The sequence below is a fragment of the Mycobacterium sp. NPDC049093 genome, from assembly GCF_040704635.1.
GTDB lineage: Bacteria > Actinomycetota > Actinomycetes > Mycobacteriales > Mycobacteriaceae > Mycobacterium.
The window spans coordinates 415,406-432,351 of sequence record NZ_JBEZJS010000006.1 but is presented as its reverse complement, the minus strand read 5'-3'; the positions used below and the strand labels follow the sequence as shown (position 1 = coordinate 432,351).

At 67.2% G+C, this 16,946-nt stretch carries 15 protein-coding genes; 6 read left to right on the top strand and 9 right to left on the bottom strand.

What is annotated here, in order from left to right:
- Positions 1–29: 29 nt before the first annotated feature.
- The 3 genes from AB0876_RS25300 to AB0876_RS25290 are packed head-to-tail and all read right to left on the bottom strand — an operon-like array spanning position 30 to position 2,486.
- Entirely contained in the window at positions 30–707 is a 678-nt protein-coding gene (locus AB0876_RS25300; RefSeq protein WP_526043238.1) for a YoaK family protein, read from the bottom strand.
- 54 nt (positions 708–761) lie between these two features.
- On the bottom strand, positions 762–1,982 hold the full coding sequence (locus AB0876_RS25295) for an MFS transporter (RefSeq protein WP_526043237.1): 1,221 nt from the start codon (positions 1,980–1,982) through the stop codon (positions 762–764).
- A gap of 18 nt (positions 1,983–2,000) precedes the next feature.
- Complete coding sequence (locus AB0876_RS25290) at positions 2,001–2,486, bottom strand: MarR family winged helix-turn-helix transcriptional regulator (protein WP_526043236.1); 486 nt, start codon at positions 2,484–2,486, stop codon at positions 2,001–2,003.
- 97 nt (positions 2,487–2,583) lie between these two features.
- Between AB0876_RS25290 and AB0876_RS25285 the strand changes: the two genes are divergently transcribed.
- Both AB0876_RS25285 and AB0876_RS25280 read left to right on the top strand, forming a co-directional pair.
- Positions 2,584–4,629: an ABC transporter ATP-binding protein gene (locus AB0876_RS25285; RefSeq protein ID WP_526043235.1), complete on the top strand. Its 2,046-nt coding sequence runs from the start codon at positions 2,584–2,586 to the stop codon at positions 4,627–4,629.
- Positions 4,626–5,468 (top strand): energy-coupling factor transporter transmembrane component T family protein, encoded by an 843-nt coding sequence (locus AB0876_RS25280; protein WP_491841361.1) that lies wholly within the window; start codon positions 4,626–4,628, stop codon positions 5,466–5,468. The genes AB0876_RS25285 and AB0876_RS25280 overlap by 4 nt, the downstream gene beginning before the upstream one ends.
- On the opposite strand, the gene AB0876_RS25275 is transcribed toward AB0876_RS25280, so the two are convergent.
- The 4 genes from AB0876_RS25275 to AB0876_RS25260 all read right to left on the bottom strand — a co-directional run bounded on the left by AB0876_RS25275 (position 5,358) and on the right by AB0876_RS25260 (position 9,485).
- Positions 5,358–6,323 (bottom strand): DUF4349 domain-containing protein, encoded by a 966-nt coding sequence (locus AB0876_RS25275; protein ID WP_491841406.1) that lies wholly within the window; start codon positions 6,321–6,323, stop codon positions 5,358–5,360. The two genes, AB0876_RS25280 and AB0876_RS25275, sit on opposite strands and share 111 nt — an antisense overlap.
- A gap of 88 nt (positions 6,324–6,411) precedes the next feature.
- The gene (locus tag AB0876_RS25270; RefSeq protein ID WP_491841362.1) at positions 6,412–7,737 is read right to left on the bottom strand and encodes an ABC transporter substrate-binding protein; all 1,326 of its coding nucleotides are present in this window, start codon (positions 7,735–7,737) and stop codon (positions 6,412–6,414) included.
- 76 nt (positions 7,738–7,813) lie between these two features.
- Positions 7,814–8,626 (bottom strand): carbohydrate ABC transporter permease, encoded by an 813-nt coding sequence (locus AB0876_RS25265; RefSeq protein WP_491841363.1) that lies wholly within the window; start codon positions 8,624–8,626, stop codon positions 7,814–7,816.
- Positions 8,613–9,485, bottom strand: a complete 873-nt coding sequence (locus tag AB0876_RS25260) for a carbohydrate ABC transporter permease (protein WP_055115342.1) — start codon at positions 9,483–9,485, stop codon at positions 8,613–8,615. The genes AB0876_RS25265 and AB0876_RS25260 overlap by 14 nt, the downstream gene beginning before the upstream one ends.
- A gap of 187 nt (positions 9,486–9,672) precedes the next feature.
- On the opposite strand from AB0876_RS25260, the gene AB0876_RS25255 reads away from it, so the two are divergent.
- A complete protein-coding gene (locus AB0876_RS25255) occupies positions 9,673–10,455 on the top strand; it encodes a cutinase family protein (RefSeq protein WP_491841364.1) in 783 nt (260 codons plus the stop codon).
- A 49-nt stretch (positions 10,456–10,504) separates the two neighbouring features.
- Here AB0876_RS25255 and AB0876_RS25250 read toward each other — a convergent pair whose 3' ends face one another.
- Both AB0876_RS25250 and AB0876_RS25245 read right to left on the bottom strand, forming a co-directional pair.
- Positions 10,505–11,491 (bottom strand): NAD-dependent epimerase/dehydratase family protein, encoded by a 987-nt coding sequence (locus tag AB0876_RS25250; RefSeq protein WP_491841365.1) that lies wholly within the window; start codon positions 11,489–11,491, stop codon positions 10,505–10,507.
- Between the two features lie 102 nt (positions 11,492–11,593).
- A complete protein-coding gene (locus AB0876_RS25245) occupies positions 11,594–13,261 on the bottom strand; it encodes a sulfatase-like hydrolase/transferase (RefSeq protein ID WP_491841366.1) in 1,668 nt (555 codons plus the stop codon).
- A gap of 71 nt (positions 13,262–13,332) precedes the next feature.
- Between AB0876_RS25245 and AB0876_RS25240 the strand changes: the two genes are divergently transcribed.
- The 3 genes from AB0876_RS25240 to AB0876_RS25230 are packed head-to-tail and all read left to right on the top strand — an operon-like array spanning position 13,333 to position 16,942.
- A complete protein-coding gene (locus AB0876_RS25240; protein ID WP_491841367.1) occupies positions 13,333–14,850 on the top strand; it encodes a TldD/PmbA family protein in 1,518 nt (505 codons plus the stop codon).
- Positions 14,847–16,208 carry a metallopeptidase TldD-related protein gene (locus AB0876_RS25235; protein ID WP_491841368.1) on the top strand — a complete coding sequence of 454 codons (1,362 nt, stop codon included), beginning with the start codon at positions 14,847–14,849 and terminating at the stop codon, positions 16,206–16,208. Before AB0876_RS25240 ends, AB0876_RS25235 begins: the two co-directional genes overlap by 4 nt.
- A gap of 23 nt (positions 16,209–16,231) precedes the next feature.
- On the top strand, positions 16,232–16,942 hold the full coding sequence (locus AB0876_RS25230) for a YwaF family protein (RefSeq protein WP_491841369.1): 711 nt from the start codon (positions 16,232–16,234) through the stop codon (positions 16,940–16,942).
- The last annotated feature ends 4 nt before the right edge of the window (positions 16,943–16,946 follow it).

The following is a 16,946-nucleotide window of genomic DNA, read 5'->3' as shown; positions in this document are numbered from 1 at the left end:
CGGACGCTTCGAGATCGGCTCCTTGCCCGCTACTTCAACAACGCGTGGCGATCGAAGAAGAAGTAGGTGTAGCTCGCGGTGACTGCGCAGACCAGGGTGGCCACCAGCAGCATCTGGGATCCGCTCACCACCACGCTGATGAAGCCACCGATGATCGCACCACCGGCGAATCCCGCCCACAGCAGGAAGTATCCGAGCCAGTCGCTCACATCGCCGCCACTGATGTGACGTTCGATGCCCTGGCCCATCTTCACGAGCGTCCCGGTCACGTAACTCAACGGGATGGACACTTCGCCGTCCTTCACGAACGACGTATTCAGGGCGCCGATACCGAAGGCCACGAACAGGATTGGGACGTACGGAACATCGCGGGCCGTCCAGCCGCGCTCGATGAGGTCGACGACGGTGGACACCACCAGCGCAAGCGTCGTGAGCACCGTCGCGCCGTGGGGATGATTGACCCAGAGGTGCCTGCGGCACAACGATGCGATCACCACTCCGGCGACGAAGGCGAGCAACAGCAGTGCGGCACCGATCGCCAGCCATTCCTCACCCTGGAACAAGCCGAGGAACGCCCGCTCGGTATTGCCCGTCATGAAGGTGACGAAGTAGCCCGCGGAATGGGTGAACGCCGCGGCGCCCAGTACTCCGGCGAGGCCGGCCAGAATCCAGGACAACCGGGCCTCGCCGTCGAGTTGCTGCGACATTCACCCATTGTGGGGAGCCCGGTGGACGCTGGGGCGGATTTCTTCCCCGTGGTGTCAGCTGTCGCTGCCGACGGTGACCGCAGTCGCCTCGTCGCTGAGCTCGTCGAGTTCGGTTTCCGCCGCGTCTTCCTCGTCGATGTGAACAAGGTGCGGACGCGTCAGGAACAGCACACCGGCACCGGCCAGCACGGCCCCCGCGCCCACCCAGTACGGCAGGTGGACACTGATCTGTTCGCCGAGAACCCCGGCCAGCCACGGTGCGACGGCAGCGCCACCGAAGCGCAGGAAGCTGTAGGCCGCTGAGGCGACGCCGCGTTCGACCGGGGCGGCCTTCATGACGGTCTCGGTGATCAGTGTGTTGTTGATGCCGATGAACAGACCGGCGATCACGACGCCTGAGGCAAGCACGGTCTTGGAATCCGTCCACACCGCCATCGCGGCCAGCACTGCGGTGAAGGCGATGAGGTTGAGGATGAGCACCCGGACGGTGCCGAAACGGTGCTGGAGCCGTGGTGCGACCACCACTGAGGTGAATGCCAACGCCAGACCCCAGCCGAAGAAGATCAACCCGATCTGATGAGCGGTCATGTCCAGCGGGAATGGTGTGAACGCCAGCAGGGTGAAGAAGCCGAAGTTGTAGAACAGTGCTGTGACCGCGACACCGAGCAGCCCGCGGTGGCGCAGTGCGCGGAACGGATCGGCCAGCGTGGTGGCGCGTTCGGCCCGCGGGGTGGCCGGCAGCAGGAACGCGGTGATCACCAGGGCGAAGGCCATCAGCGCCGAGACACCGAAGAAGGGGCCGCGCCAGGAGATCGAGCCGAGGACCCCGCCCACCAGTGGGCCGATGGCGATGCCCAGGCCGAGTGCCGCCTCGTAGAGGATGATCGATTGCGCCACAGAACCTTTCGCGGAGTTGACGATGGTGGCCAGCGCGGTCGCGATGAACAGTGCGTTACCGAGACCCCACAGTGCGCGCCAGCCGACGATCTCCATCACGGTGTCGCTCATCCCGGCCAGACCGGCGCCGGCGATGATGATCACCAGGCCGAGCAGCAGCGTGCGCTTGGGGCCGATGCGGCTGGACACCACACCCGTGATCAGCATCGCCACGCCCATCACCGCCATGTAGCTGGTGAACAGCAACGACACCTGCGATGCCGAGGCATTGAGGTTGTCGGCGATCGGTTTGAGGATGGGATCGACCAGTCCGATGCCCATGAAGGCGACGACGGAGGCGAAAGCGACGGCCCATACGGCCTTGGGTTGGCGCCACATCGGGGCGTTGACTCCTAACTAGTTCTTGTGCGACAGCGGATGCTCGTCGACGTCGGTGAGCAACCGGCGGATGATGCCGACGGAGGCGGCCAGCGTCCGGCGCTCCTCTGGGGTGAGCCGTTCGAGCCTCGGGTTGATCGCCGCGGCGCGGTCCGCCCGGGCTTGCTCCAGGGTCTGCCGCCCCTGCTCGGTGATCCTGATCAGCACGGCGCGGGCATCACCGGGATCGGTGGTGCGCGACACCAGTCCGGCGTCTTCGAGGCGGCGGACCTGGGTGGTCATGGTCGGCTGCGAACAGTGGTCGAGGTAGGCGAGGTCGGAGATGCGGGCCTCGCCCTGATCCTCGATCGTCGACAGCAACCGGGCCTGAGCCCAGGGGAGCGGCAGTCGGGTGCGTTGGGTGGCCAGTCGGTTCAACCGGGCGACGACCGCCAGCAGGTCGGCGCCAAGCTCGGTTTCGTCGGTTACCGTGACATCCTCGGTCGGGGTCGGCATACCCACCATATTTACATAGATTTGCTATGTAGTCTACCTGCTCGGCGTGCGCTCGCTCACACAACGGGCAGCCGACGCCGGCGATCGCGGCTGGCAGAATCGAACGATGACCGCGATACCACCGGCGACGACGCCTCGGCGCGGCCTCACTCCCGGCGAGCTTGCGCAGGCCGCGGTGATGGCTGCGCTGTGTGCGGCCACTGCGATCATCGCCGTGGTGGTGCCGTTCGCGGCCGGCCTTTCAGTGCTGGGCACCGTGCCGATGGGCCTGCTGGCCTACCGCTACCGACTGCGCGTGCTCCTCGCGGCCACTGTCGCCGCCGGCACGATCGCCTTCCTGATCGCGGGCATGGGCGGGCTGATGACCGTCGTCGACTGCGCCTACATCGGCGGGTTGACCGGTGTGGTCAAGCGCCGGGGGCGCGGCACCGCCATGGCATTCGGAGCCTCGATCGTGGCCGGGGCGGTATTCGGGATGGCCGCAGTCGTCGCACTGTCGGTGCTGTCACGGCTGCGCAATCTGGTCTTCGACTCGCTGACCGCGAGCGTCGAGGGCCTGGCCAAGGTACTGGATCGCATCCCGGTGCTCGACGTGATCGCCGAACCGCTCAGGACCACCGTCGCCACCATGATCGACTACTGGCCGCTGCTGATGCTGGTGCTGGGCATCTTCACCATCACCTCGATCAGCATGGTCGGCTGGTGGGCGCTGTCGCGGATTCTGGCGCGGCTGCTGGGCGTGCCCGACGTGCACAAGCTCGACGCCGAGGCTGCGGACGACTCTGCCGTGATCGCACCGGTTCCGGCCCGGCTGACCGACGTACGGTTCCGCTATCCGGGGATCGATCACGATGCCTTGGGTCCGGTGTCCATGGAGTTGCAACCCGGTGAGCATGTCGCAGTGACCGGGCCGAACGGCTCGGGAAAGACCACTCTCATGCTCATGTTGGCCGGTCGCCAACCCACTTCGGGCAGCATCGAGCGGGCCGGTGGGGTGGGACTGGGCCGCATCGGCGGCACCGCCGTGGTGATGCAGCACCCGGAAAGCCAGGTACTGGGCACCCGGGTGGCCGACGATGTCGTGTGGGGATTGCCCGTCGGCGCTACCGCCGACGTCGAGCGACTGCTGTCCGAAGTGGGGCTCGACGGGCTGGCCGAACGCGACACCGGGGGATTGTCCGGTGGCGAACTGCAACGCCTGGCAGTGGCCGCGGCGCTGGCCCGAGAGCCCTCGCTGTTGATCGCCGACGAGGTCACCAGCATGGTCGACCAGCAGGGCCGCGACACGTTGATGAATGTGTTGTCCGGGTTGACCGATCACCACGACATGTCGCTGGTGCACATCACGCACTACAACGACGAGGCCGATTCTGCCGACCGCTCGGTGCAACTCAGCGGCAACGGCGGCACCGCCGACAACACCGACATGGTGCAGACCTCTGCGGTGCCCGTCAGCGACGCGGCTGCCAACCACCAGGGCGCGCCGGTACTCGAACTGACCGGCGTCGGGCACGAGTACGCCAGCGGAACACCTTGGGCGAAAACGGCTTTGCGCGACCTCACGTTCACCGTCAACGAGGGTGACGGAGTACTGGTGCACGGCCTGAACGGCTCGGGCAAATCGACCCTGGCCTGGATCATGGCCGGGCTGACGGTCCCGACGTATGGCGCGTGCCTGCTCGACGGCGTGCCGGTGTCACAGCAGGTGGGTGCGGTGGCGATCTCGTTCCAGGCTGCCCGCCTGCAGTTGATGCGCAGCACCGTCGGCCGTGAAATCGCCTCGGCCGCAGGCTTCTCCCGGCACGAGGCCGACCGGATCGCGGCCGCGCTGGAAATGGTCGGACTGGATGCGGCGCTGGCCCAGCGGCGCATCGACCAACTCTCGGGCGGTCAGATGCGTCGTGTCGTACTGGCCGGATTGCTGGCCCGGTCGCCGCGCGCGTTGATCCTTGACGAGCCGCTCGCCGGACTGGACGCCGCCAGCCAGCGAGGCCTGTTGCGGTTGCTGGAGGACCTGCGGCGCAACAACGGACTCACCGTCGTCGTCATCTCGCACGATTTCACCGGTCTGGAGAATCTCTGCCCGCGCACCCTGCACCTGCACCACGGCGAGCTGGCGCTTGCCCCGACGACTGCCGGAGGTGCGCGATGACCGCTCCGACGCGGGGACAACGCAAACCGGTCGTGCTGTTGCGTCCGGTCCCCGGCGACACCGTCATCCATCGGCTGTGGGCCGGAACCAAACTGCTCTCCGTGGCGGGAATCGGCGTGCTGCTGACGTTCTATCCCGGCTGGGTGCCGATCGCCGCCGTCGCCGTGTTGGTCCTGGTGACCGCGCGGCTGGCCCACATTCCGCGCGGAGCGCTGCCCTCGATCCCGTTCTTCCTGTGGATCCTGCTGGTGTTGGGCGGGGCGCTCGCCGCAGTGGCCGGCGGGTCCCCGTTCATCGACATCGGTTCGGTGCAGATCGGTCTGGGCGGGTTGCTCAACTACCTGCGCATCACCGCGCTGGCGATCGTGCTACTGGGACTGGGCGCACTCGTTTCCTGGACGACGAATGTCGCCGACATCGCCCCGGCGGTGGCCACCCTGGGCCGTCCGTTGCGCGCGCTGCGCATCCCGGTGCACGACTGGGCGGTGACGATTGCGTTGGCGCTGCGGGCTTTCCCGATGCTGATCGACGAGTTCCGCACCCTGTATGCGGCGCACCGGTTGCGGCCGGTCGAACCCGCGGAGACGTTCCGGGCGCGACGTCGACAGCGGGTGGCGAATTTGGTCGATCTGTTGGCCGCCGCGGTCACCGTGGCGCTGCGCCGCGGCGACGAGATGGGCGATGCCATCACCGCACGCGGTGGCGCCGGCCAGATCTCGGCCGCGCCGTCAGGTCCCCGGGCGCGCGACTGGATCGCCTTCGCCATCCTCGTTCTGGTCTGCGGCACTGCCTTGGCGCTGGAGCTCACCGTCCTGCCGACCAGCCTCCCGCGGCGCTGACCGCTGCCCGGTCCGCGACCGGGTCAGCCGGATGACGGCGAAGATGAGGGCGGCCGCGATGACGACGACCGCCAGCCAGGGCAGTAGCAGGCCGAACAACATGACGAGCCCGGAGGCCGCCGACACCAGCCCGTGCCAACCACGCTCGACCTGCCCCCAGAACCCCTGATATTGCGGTGCCGGGCCGCCGATCTGCTCGGCGGTGATGTCGAGATTGACGGTGCTGTAGTCGATCTGGTCGCCGAGTTGGGTGCGCTGGGCACGCAGGCTGTCCAGTTCGGCCTGGCGCTGCGACAAGGCGCCCTCGGCCTTGATCAACGCCTCGGGGTCCTTGGCGTCGCGCATGATCCCGAGCAGTCGGTCCACCGAAGTCTGCAACGCCTTGATGCGGGCGTCGAGATCGACGCGCTGCGAGGTCACGTCGTCGGAGCGGACCTCGACGGTCTGCACCGTGCCCAGCTTCTTGAACTCGTCGAGGGTGCCCTCCAGCTCGGCGGCGGGCACGCGCAGCGACAGTGAGATGCGCGCGCGGCCGGAACTGGAGCCGGCATCCTCGGAGCGGCTGTCGACCCGGCCGCCGGCATCGGTGGCCAGAGATACGGCTTTGTCCGCCACTGCGCCCGGGTTGCCCGTGGTGATCGACATCGACGCGGTTTTGACGATGTCCCGCTTGACGTCGGCGGGTATCGGCGCTTCTTTCAGCCCTGCACCGCTTTCGGGTACCGGTGCGGGTGCGGCTGGGGCGAACCCGGCATCGCTCTGGGTGGCCGCCGGTGCCGAGGAATTGGGCGAGTGACCGGCCGCGCAGGCCGGCGCGACGGCCAACATGGCCGCGGCAAACAGTGCCACCGTCATGCGGCGGTGACGGGATCCGCTGGTTTGCTTGCGCATCAGCCCAATGTAAGCGACCGGCCGGCGTTCCCGGGCGGCAATATTCCGGCGGTCAGCGCGCTGCGGCCGTGTTGGCCGCCCACTGAGCGTCGGCCAGCGACTTCTCCACATCGCGACGTCCCAGGAACATCTCGTCGAAATAGGGCTTGAGTGCCTGAAATCCGGCCGGGAAGCCGGCCGCGCCCGGCGCCGGGATCCGCGGCCCCCGCAGCACCCGGAAGAACGGGCTGACATCCACGCCACGCGCCTTCCAGTAGTCGTGGTAGACGGGCTGGGCTGCCAGCACGGCGGGGATGGCCGCACCACCGGCGCCGAGGAATTCGTTGCCGCGTTTGCTGCCCATCCAGTTCAGTACCTCGCGCACCGCGGCAGGATGATGGGTGGCCGAGTTCCCGGCTGCGGCAATGCCATTGGTGACGCTGACCCGTCCCTTGGGTCCGGCGGGGAGCATCGCCACGCCCCACCGGAACCGGGCCTGGTTCGCCACTGCGGCCAGGTTGTAGGTGCCGGACTGAAACAGCGCCATCCGACCCTGCAGGAACATGTTGCGCGAGAAGTCGCCGTTGTTGTTGGTGGCCGCCGCCGGCGGGGCGACGTGATCGTCGTTGATCATCCGAACCAGGTAGGTGAACGCCTCGACGGCCTGCGGGTTGTCGAACGCGAAACGATCGCCGATGGTGAAGATGCCGCCCGCCGAGCCGATGTAGTTGAGGTAGATGCCCTGAAGATCATTGGCGGCGTTGTAGCCCCACTGCCGGATCCGGCCGGTGTCGAAACCCTCGGTGCCGGCCGCGCGGCCCTGCTCGTCGACGGTGAGCCGGGCTGCCAGTGACCGCAGTGTGTCGTCAGGTCCGTTCGACCACCGCATGGTGGTCAGGTCGGCGAGGTCCACCCCGGCGGCGTCGAGCAGGTCGGCGTTGAAGTACACCGCGATGCCGGCGTCGGTCAGCTGCGGAACCGCCCACAGGGAGTCGTTGCGGGTGAACTGGTTGACCACCGAGGGCTCCCAGGCCCGGGCGGCGTTGGCGCCCAAGGTCTGTCCGATGTCCAGCAGCCGGCCGTTGTCGGCATATCCGGCCAGGTAGGCATTGGACAGCCAGAAGATGTCATCGGCGCTGCCGCCCGCCACATCGGTGCGCAGGCTGTCGAAGTAGGCCGAGTAGGCGACGGTGTTGACCCGGACCTCGATGTCGGGGTGTTCCCGAGTGAACTCGGCGAAGGACTGCCGGTAGGCGGCCGCGACCTGCGAATCCCACAGCCGCACGGTGACCACGGTGCGGCCCTCGGGTTCGGACGTGTGGCCCAGCAGCACGGCGGCCACCAAGAGAACGGCCATGGTCAGTGCCAGGCCGATCGCGGTCGTCGTCGAGCGCCTCATGACCGCTTCCTGTCGCGAGATCGACGTGAGGGTCGTTGTGGCCGCGGATTCGCAGCCCTGGTGTAGATCTCGACGATCACTTGATCCCCGTCACCACGATCGAGCGGACGATGTTGCGCGAGAACGCGATGAACAACACGATCAGCGGGACGATCGCCACCGTGGTCGCCGCCATCACCAGCGTCCACTGCGCGTTGTACTGCGTCTGGAGGCCGGCCGTCGCGACCGTGATCACCTGCCACTTGCTGCCGCTGGTGATCACCAACGGCCACAGGAAGTTGTTCCACTGACTGACCACGGTGATCAACGCCAGGGTGACCAGGATCGGTCTGCTGGCCGGCACCACGACGTGCGTGATCACATCCAGGGTATGGGCGCCGTCGAGGCGCGCCGCGTTGATCAGTTCGCCTGGAATCGACCGAAAGTACTCGCGCAACAGGAAGATCGCATACGGCGAGCCGAACATGAACGGAAGCACCAGTGCCCAGAAGGTGTTGCGTAATCCCGCCTCGGCCATCATCAGATACAGCGGCACCACGGTCACGGTCGCCGGCACCATCAGCGTCGCGATGTAGACCCAGAACAACGCGTCGCGGCCGGGAAACTGCAGCCGCGCGAAGGCATAGGCGGCGAGCACCGAGAACACCAGTTGCCCCAGCAGGATGACCGCCGTCATCAACGCGGTCACGACGATGGCCCGGCCGAATCCGGCGTCGGCGAGCCCGACGTAGTTCTCCAGGGTCGGGGGCGCGGGCAGCGACAGCGGGGGATCGGTCGCGAACTGCTCGGCCGAGGTGAACGAGGTGAGCAGTCCGAGTCCGAAAGGCAGCAGCGTGATGACCGCGCCGAGGAGCAGGCCCGCGTAGATCAGTGCGTTACGTGAGGTCATAGCTGATCCTGCGGCGGAAGTAGAAGTGCTGGACGAGCGTGATGCCGACCAGGATGGCGAACAACACGATCGCCATCACCGAGGCCCGGCCCACTGCCGCGGCGCCGAATGCCTCGGCATAGATACGGTGGGCCACCAGATCGGTGTGGCCCTGCGGCCCGCCCGCGGTCAGCGCGTACACGGTGTCGAATACCTGCGCGGCGCTGACGATTCCGGTGACCAGCACGAAGAACATGGTCGGCCGCAGCATCGGCAGGGTGATGTGGCGGAACCGCTGCCAGTCCGTCGCGCCGTCGGTGCGGGCAGCGTTGTGGACGTCGGCGGGGATGTTCAGGATGCCGGCCAGGAAGAACAGCGTCACGTAGCCGACGTTGGTCCACACCACCACCGCGGACACCACCGGCAGGGCGAGTCCCGGGTCGGTCAGCCACTCGACCGGCCGGCCGAGCACGGTGCTCAGCGCCCCGTCGGTGGGGGCCAGGATCCATTTCCACAACACCGCGATGGCCAGCGGCGCACAGATCCACGGCAGCACGTACACGGTGCGGAAGAATCCGGTGCCCGGAAGTCCCCGAGCCAGTAGCGACGCGGCGATCAGGCCCAGCACGGTCTGCGTCGGCACCACCAGCAGCACGAACAGCAGCGTCACCGCCAGCGAGGTGCCGAACGACGAATCGGTGAGTACGGACGTCCAATTGTCCAGTCCCACATACTCGATCGGGCCGAGCAGATCCCACCGCTGCAGACTCAACCAGAGCACCACCAGCATGGGCAGCAGCAGGAAGGTGACGACGCCGAACAGGCTGGGTGCGACAAGCGCGTACCCCAGTGCGGTCGTGCGGACACGCGAGGTGGCCATCGGGCTATTAAAGCGGTTCGTGGCCTGCGGCCGCCACGGCGGGCAACCTCAACGCCCAAATGCCGGGCTCTCATCCCCGTCGGCGAAATTTGCTCAGATGACGTACATCACTTGACCGCTGCGGAATCGAAGTCCGGACTTCGCGCTTGTAGCTGGTAACAGCAACAGAAGGACCGGGGGTTATCTCATGAGCGCAGCGCAGCCAGCCCGAAAGGGCAGCGTGATCTCCACGGTGGCACAGTCCGCGATCTTTACTGCATTCGCGCTGACCGCGCTGGTCTTCGGTTCTCTGGCCGGCCCGATCGCCTCGGCCAATGCCGCCGACGGGTGTGCCGACGTCGAGGTGGTGTTCGCCCGCGGCACCAACGAAGCGCCGGGCGTCGGCGCCACGGGGCAGGCGTTCGTCGACGCACTCAGTGCCGATCTGCCCGGTAAGTCGGTGGATGTGTACGCGGTCAACTACCCGGCATCGCTGAACTTCGGTCAGGCGACCGACGGCATCGCCGATGCGAGCAACCGGATCCAGTCGATCGCAGCGACCTGCCCGGCGACCAAGATCGTGCTCGGTGGTTACTCGCAGGGCGCCGCGGTGGCCGGTTACACCACCTCGAGCTCCGTGCCCGCCGGATACGTCCTGCCCGCCGGCATCAGCGGTCCGATGCCCGCATCGGTCGCCTCGCACGTCGCGGCGGTGGCGTTGTTCGGGACCCCCGACGAGTGGGTTCTGGGCCTGGCCGACCGCAGCGCACCGCCTATCGCGATCGGCGCGCCGTACGTCGCCAAGACCATCCAGCTGTGCGCCCCCGGCGATCCCATCTGCTTCCCCGGCGGTTTGAACCGCGCCGCCCACAGCTCCTACAAGGACAACGGAATGGCAATTCAGGCAGCCGATTTCGCGGCCCGGCAGTTGGGCGGCAGCACTCCGGCAGCCACGATGGTGCAGACAGCGGGTGAGGTCACCGGAAACTGACGCGGACTGGACCAAAGCCGACGGCCGGAAGCGACTGAGCTTCCGGCCGTCAGCTGTTGAGGTCTCGGAATCCGGCGACGGTGTCGGCCAATGTGATTCGTGGATCCCGGTAGGTGACGCCGAGGTCGCGTTCGCTCGGTGAGTCGTCGGAAGCGGGCATCTGTGTGTAGTACTGCATCCCGGCTTCGGTGAACGGCGTCTGGAACGGCAGGAACGGCCCCATCCGGTCGAGCACCTGCCCGGCGATGCGCAGCACGGTGTCGGGCACCGGGACGGCGAACATCGTCTTGTTGCCGACCTCGGTGAGCAGCTCGGCCAGCTGGTCCACCGGGATGCGGTGACCGCCGGCCATGTAGCGGCGGGGGCCACGTCCAGGTTCGAGCAGCGCGACGTGCAGGTCCGCCAGGTCTCGACCGTCGACGATGGTCCAGGCGGCGCTGCGGCCAGGGATTGCGCCGAGTTGCAGTGCGGCGGCCACCCCCTCGCCGGCTTCCCCGAACTGGTTGCCGACCGGGGGCCCCATGACCATGCCGGGATAGGTGATGTTCACCGGTGCGCCGGCGTCCTGCATTCCGCGGGCGTAGATCTCGACCTGCGCCTTGGATCGCCCGTAGCCGTCGGTTCCGCCGAACACCGGCAGGTCGGCTTCCAGTGTGTCCACATCGGGATTGAACAACGCGGTGATGCTCGACACGTGGATGATCGGATCCAGGCCGAGTTCTGCGGCGCCGCCGAGCACATTTCGTGCACCGTCCATGTTCGTGCTCATCATCTGCGCGGTCTGGCTCGGGTCGGTGGCGACCAGAGCAGCACTGTGCAGGACAGCGTCGCAGCCCTCGAGTGCGCGCAGAACCGAATCGCGATCGGTGATGTCGCCGACGGCGTGATCGGAGACATCGACTCCGAGCTTGGCAACGCTGGTCTGTAGCCGGTCTGGATTGCGCACCAGGAACCGGACCGAATGTCCCGCATCCGCAATCGCTTTCGCGCTCCAGCCGCCCACAAATCCGGTACCGCCGGTGACCAACACGCGCATGACGCCAACCTCCTAGCAAGCGACGACCGTCGCTAGGACGCTAGTACGTCTTACGCCGCCGGGAAGCGGTTTCGGCTCAGCCTCCGTGCTGGTTGGGTCGGCTCAGCCTCCGCGAAGCGTCGCGAGCTCCTTCATATTCGCCAACCCCTGCTCCTGCGCCTCATCCAGGAAGCTGGGCAACGGGGCCCGAAGCTCGGGAAGCACCTGATGGTCGAGCAGCGCCTGCAGATCGGCCTGCTTCGGGCTGCGACCCGCCTGATTGTCGAGCTCCTGCACACCGGGATCGGTTGCGTAGTCGTACAGTTCGTGATGGATGGGCCGTGACGTGTCGATGTCCATGGTGCCGGGTTTCCAGTACGTGTACATGCCGAGCTTGGCCTCGGGGGTACGCACGGCGACGATGTGGCTGGGCGCCGACGTCGGGATCTCCATCGGCGGGCCGGAGGCGCCGAAGAACTTCTTCGCCAGTGGGGATTTCATCAACGCCGCCATCTCCTCGACCGACATGTCGTCGGTGGCGTGCGCGATCCACGGCCGGCCCGGTGTGGCTGCGTCGGCGGCCATCCCGGCGATGTCGGCACGCTCGGACAGGTAGGAGTAGCGGGAGTCGGAGCGCCAACCGGCGCCGCCGTGGGCGATGGTCATGAGCAGCGCCGCCAGGTCGGCGCTGGACGTCAACTGCGTACGGGTATCACCGGGTCCAGGTGTCAGATGACCGGACGGGTCACGGATGTAGAGCGGCACCCGGATGCTCTCCTCGTACACCGCGGCGCCCTTGCCGCGCAGGCCGTGCGACCCCGCGTACTCGCCGTGATCGGAGGTGAAGACCACCACGGTGTTGTTGTCGATGTCCGGCCTCGCGGCGAGAGTGTCGAGCACCCGGCCGATCTGGGTGTCCACCTGCTGATGCAACCACAGGTACATGTCCAGGCACCTGGCCCACTGCGCGGCGGCGTCGGGTCCGGTGTAGTCCATCGCGCCGGTCATGAGCGGGGACATGAAGTTCATGTAGTCGATCTGCAGCTGGGGCTTGCCGCGGCGACGCAGATCGTCAGCAGTCTCGAAGTTCACTGGCTTTGCGCTGAATACGTGCGGAACATTCTCCGGCAGCGGGTTTTTCGGCCACCAGCAGATGTCGTGCGGGTTGACCAGGGACACGGTGGTGCACCACGGGCCCTCGTTCGCGTGGGCATCGAACCACCCGGTGAACTGATCGACGATCGAGGGGTCTTGCTGCAGACCCTGGTTCGGTGCGCCGTTGGGCGATGGGTAGGTGCCACCGGAGAAGCCGTGGACGTCCAGGCCGTCGGGGGTGTTGTCGGCCGCGCTGCCCAGGTGCCACTTGCCCCACCACCAGGTGCGGTAGCCCACGTCGCGCAGCATCGTGCCCCAGGTGGGGAAGCGGGCCGCCAATGTCGACTCGGTGGGGCCCTCGCCGGTGTAGAGGCACCCGGTCTGGTGTGAGTACAGCCCGGTGGTCAGTACCCCGCGTGACGGCGTGCACATGTTCGATGCGCTGTAGTGCGAACCGAACGAGGTGCTCCGCGTCCGCAACCGGTCGAGGTTCGGCAGCAGCGCACCCAGTTGCTGTGTATCGGGGAACCACTGGGGCGCCCGCATCTGGTCGACGATGACGACGAGGATGTTGGGCTGACCGGCCGCGTCCTGGGTCCGTCTGCCCAGTAGTTCATAGCCGCCGAATCCGACCGCGGCCGCGCCGGCGGCCACTGCCGCGCCACCCAGAACCGTCCGCCTGCTGAGCTCCGCCATTTAGTCAGGCTATGGGTTCTTGCTGTGCGCAGCATGAGTTTGGTGACAAGCACCCTTTAGTGTGGGGAATCATGACCGCTCAACGACGCGTGGACGCCGATTTTCTGGAGCTGCCCCGGTCCGAGTTGGCTGACGCGGCACTGTCCGCGGCAGTCGCAGCCGGCGCCAGCTATGCGGATCTGCGGATTCACCGCATCACCACCGAGATCATCCAGCTGCGCGATGGTGAGCTGGAGATGTCGGTGGTCAACCGCGAGGTGGGTCTGGCGGTCCGGGTGATCGTCGACGGTGCGTGGGGGTTTGCCTCCAACGCCGAACTGGCGCCGGAGGTGGCGGCCGAGACGGCTCGCCGCGCCGTGCAGGTGGCGACGACACTGGGGCCGCTGAATGCCGAGCGCATCGAGTTGGCCGCCGAGCCGGTGTATACGGATGTGACCTGGGTGTCCGATTACGGTGTCGACCCGTTCGCGGTCCCGGCGTCCGACAAGATCGCGCTGCTCGGCGAGTACTCGGGCCGGTTGCTGGCCTCCGACGGTGTGGACCATGTGTCGGCCGGGGTGCATGCGGTCAAGGAACAGACCTTCTACGCCGACACCTTCGGATCGTCTCTCACCCAGCAGCGGGTGCGCGTGATGCCGACGATGGAGGCGGTGGCCGTCGACTCCGCTGCCGGGTCGTTCGAGACGATGCGCACGCTGGCGCCGCCGACCGCACGGGGCTGGGAGGCGCTGGCCGGTGATGACGTGTGGGACTGGACCTCCGAGCTGGCGGAGCTGCCGACGCTGCTGGCCGAGAAGACGAAGGCTCCGTCGGTCGTCGCCGGTCCCACCGACCTGGTGATCGACCCGTCCAACCTGTGGCTCACCATCCACGAATCGATCGGGCACGCCACGGAATACGACCGGGCCATCGGCTATGAGGCGGCCTATGCCGGCACGTCGTTCGCCACCCCGGACAAGCTCGGCACCATGCGCTACGGCTCACCGGTGATGAACGTGACCGCCGATCGCACCGTCGAATTCGGTTTGGCCACCGTCGGTTTCGACGACGAAGGGGTGCGGTCCCAGAGCTGGGACCTGGTGCGCGACGGCGTTTTTGTCGGCTACCAGTTGGACCGGGTTTTCGCGCCGAGGCTCGGTCAGACCCGTTCCAACGGCTGCTCATACGCCGATTCGCCCCACCATGTACCCATCCAGCGGATGGCCAATGTTTCGCTGCAGCCAGGTCCGGAGGATCTCAGCACGGACGACCTGATCTCGCGGGTGTCCGACGGCATCTATATGGTCGGCGACAAATCCTGGTCGATCGACATGCAGCGGTACAACTTTCAGTTCACCGGCCAACGTTTCTACCGGATCCGTGACGGCCGTCTCGACGGGCAGTTGCGCGACGTGGCGTATCAGGCCACCACGACCGATTTCTGGGGTGCGATGGAAGCCGTTGGCGGACCGTCCACCTGGCGCCTCGGCGGGGCGTTCAACTGTGGCAAGGCGCAGCCCGGGCAGGTGGCGCCGGTCAGCCACGGCTGCCCGAGCGCGCTGTTCCGCGGCATCAACGTACTGAACACCCGGACGGAGGGCGGCCGATGATCGGCGCACAGCAGGTCGTCGAGATCGCCTTGGGCGCTGCAGATCCAGGCGTGGAAACGATGGTGTTGGTGACCGACCGGTCCGACGCCTCGCTACGGTGGGCCGGCAACTCGATGACCACCAACGGCGAGTCGGTCAGCCGCACCATCACCGTGATCTCGATCGTGCGCCGCGGGGACAAAGCCCATGTCGGGTCGGTGCGCTCCACCGAGGTGGACCCGGCGGTGATCCCGGAGTTGGTTCTCGCCGCGCAGCGGGCAGCGGTGTCCTCGCCCGAGGCGCGGGACGCGGCACCGCCGCTGCCGCGCTCCGTAGTGCCGGTCGACTGGGATGCACCGGTGGCGGGCACGGGGGCGCAGGTGTTCACCGGCATCGCCGATGACCTGGCCAAGGGTTTCGCCGGGTCCGACCAGCTCTACGGATACGCCCGCCACGTCCTGGAGACCACGTTCGTGGCCACCTCGACCGGTCTGCGTCGTCGTTACACCCAGCCGACGGGGTCGGTGGAGATCAATGCCAAGCGCGACGGGGCCAGTGCCTGGGCAGGGGTGAGCACCGCGGATTTCGCTGATGTGCGGGTGGATTCGCTGCTCGACGAGTTGTCGCTGAAGTTGGGCTGGGCGGAGCGGACCGTGGAGCTGCCGGCCGGCCGGTACGAGACACTGATGCCGCCCTCGACGGTGGCCGACATGATGATCTACCTGACCTGGACCATGGATGGCCGCGGCGCGCAGGAAGGGCGCACTGCACTGTCGGCGCCCGGGGGGACCAGGGTGGGAGAGAAGCTCACCGATCTGGGGCTGACGCTCTACTCCGATCCGCTCGCCGACGCGCTGGCCTGCCAACCGTTTGTGGCGGTGCCGAGTTCGTCGGAGCGGGTGTCGATCTTCGACAACGGCATGGACATCGGTCGGGTGGACTGGATCCGCGACGGTGTGGTCAATGCACTGGCCTATCCACGGGCGGTAGCCGCCGAATACGGCACACCCGTCGCCGTGCCCGCCGACAACCTGTTGATGACCGGTGGTGCAAAGGATTTGGCGGACATGATCGCCGGCACCGAACGCGGGCTGCTGTTGACCACGCTGTGGTACATCCGCGAGGTGGACCCGACCGTGCTGCTGTTGACCGGGCTGACCCGTGACGGCGTCTACCTGATCGAGGACGGCGAGGTGACCGCCGCGGTGAACAACTTCCGGTTCAACGAGAGCCCGCTGGACCTGCTGCGGCGCGCCACCGAGGCGGGCATCAGCGAGGTCACCCTCCCGCGCGAATGGGGTGACTGGGCGACGCGCGCGTCCATGCCGACGCTGCGGATCCCGGATTTCCACATGTCCTCGGTGAGCCAGGCGCAGTGACCTAGGGGGCCGACGGCAGGCGAATGACCACGGCGCAAAGGCAATTCACGGCCTACGGCCCGTCGCACTGGGCCGTGATCGCCGTGTTTGTCGTCGGGGCCCTGCTACTCGTCTGGCTCGGCCGCCGCCAGACCGAACGCCAATCCCGGCTTTGCGGCCGCATCCTCGGTGCGTCGATGGCCGCGATCTATGCCGCGATCCTGGCCTACACCCTGATCCCACCGTCGATCGGGCGGTCGGTACCGCTGCAGTTGACCGATCTGGCGACGGTCGCCGGTGCGTATGCGCTGTGGTCGCAGCGACAGTGGGCCTTCGTGCTCACCTACTACTGGGGTCTGGTGCTGAGCGCGCAGGCACTCATCTCGCCGGCGCTGAAGAGCCCGGACTTCCCGCACTACGCATTCCTGGCGTTCTGGTCGATCCATCTGCTCGTCGTGTGGGCCGCGATCTATCTGACCTGGGGTCGTGGGATGCGTCCGCAGTGGCGTGACTATCGGTTCGCGGTGGTGGTGACCGTGGTGTGGGCGGTGGGAACCATGGCGTTCAACGGCATGGCGGGCACCAACTACGGCTTCCTCAATGCCAAACCCGCCACCGCCTCGCTGCTCGACCTGATGGGGCCATGGCCGGTCTATGTGCTGGTGGCCAGTGCCTTGGTGGCGGGTGTGTGGGCGCTCATGACGTGGCCATGGGAACGTCGAGAACGGAGTCGCCCACAGTCAGCTGCCCGGTAACCCC

Coding starts and splice junctions, on each gene's coding strand:
- AB0876_RS25280 (WP_491841361.1), top strand. CDS start 4,626: ATGACCGCTCCGACGCGGGGACAACGCAAACCGGTCGTGCTGTTGCGT.
- AB0876_RS25270 (WP_491841362.1), bottom strand. CDS start 7,737: ATGAGGCGCTCGACGACGACCGCGATCGGCCTGGCACTGACCATGGCC.
- AB0876_RS25230 (WP_491841369.1), top strand. CDS start 16,232: ATGACCACGGCGCAAAGGCAATTCACGGCCTACGGCCCGTCGCACTGG.
- AB0876_RS25295 (WP_526043237.1), bottom strand. CDS start 1,982: ATGTGGCGCCAACCCAAGGCCGTATGGGCCGTCGCTTTCGCCTCCGTC.
- AB0876_RS25275 (WP_491841406.1), bottom strand. CDS start 6,323: ATGACGGTGGCACTGTTTGCCGCGGCCATGTTGGCCGTCGCGCCGGCC.
- AB0876_RS25250 (WP_491841365.1), bottom strand. CDS start 11,491: ATGCGCGTGTTGGTCACCGGCGGTACCGGATTTGTGGGCGGCTGGAGC.
- AB0876_RS25240 (WP_491841367.1), top strand. CDS start 13,333: ATGACCGCTCAACGACGCGTGGACGCCGATTTTCTGGAGCTGCCCCGG.
- AB0876_RS25245 (WP_491841366.1), bottom strand. CDS start 13,261: ATGGCGGAGCTCAGCAGGCGGACGGTTCTGGGTGGCGCGGCAGTGGCC.
- AB0876_RS25300 (WP_526043238.1), bottom strand. CDS start 707: ATGTCGCAGCAACTCGACGGCGAGGCCCGGTTGTCCTGGATTCTGGCC.
- AB0876_RS25265 (WP_491841363.1), bottom strand. CDS start 8,626: ATGACCTCACGTAACGCACTGATCTACGCGGGCCTGCTCCTCGGCGCG.
- AB0876_RS25255 (WP_491841364.1), top strand. CDS start 9,673: ATGAGCGCAGCGCAGCCAGCCCGAAAGGGCAGCGTGATCTCCACGGTG.
- AB0876_RS25290 (WP_526043236.1), bottom strand. CDS start 2,486: ATGGTGGGTATGCCGACCCCGACCGAGGATGTCACGGTAACCGACGAA.
- AB0876_RS25285 (WP_526043235.1), top strand. CDS start 2,584: ATGACCGCGATACCACCGGCGACGACGCCTCGGCGCGGCCTCACTCCC.
- AB0876_RS25260 (WP_055115342.1), bottom strand. CDS start 9,485: ATGGCCACCTCGCGTGTCCGCACGACCGCACTGGGGTACGCGCTTGTC.
- AB0876_RS25235 (WP_491841368.1), top strand. CDS start 14,847: ATGATCGGCGCACAGCAGGTCGTCGAGATCGCCTTGGGCGCTGCAGAT.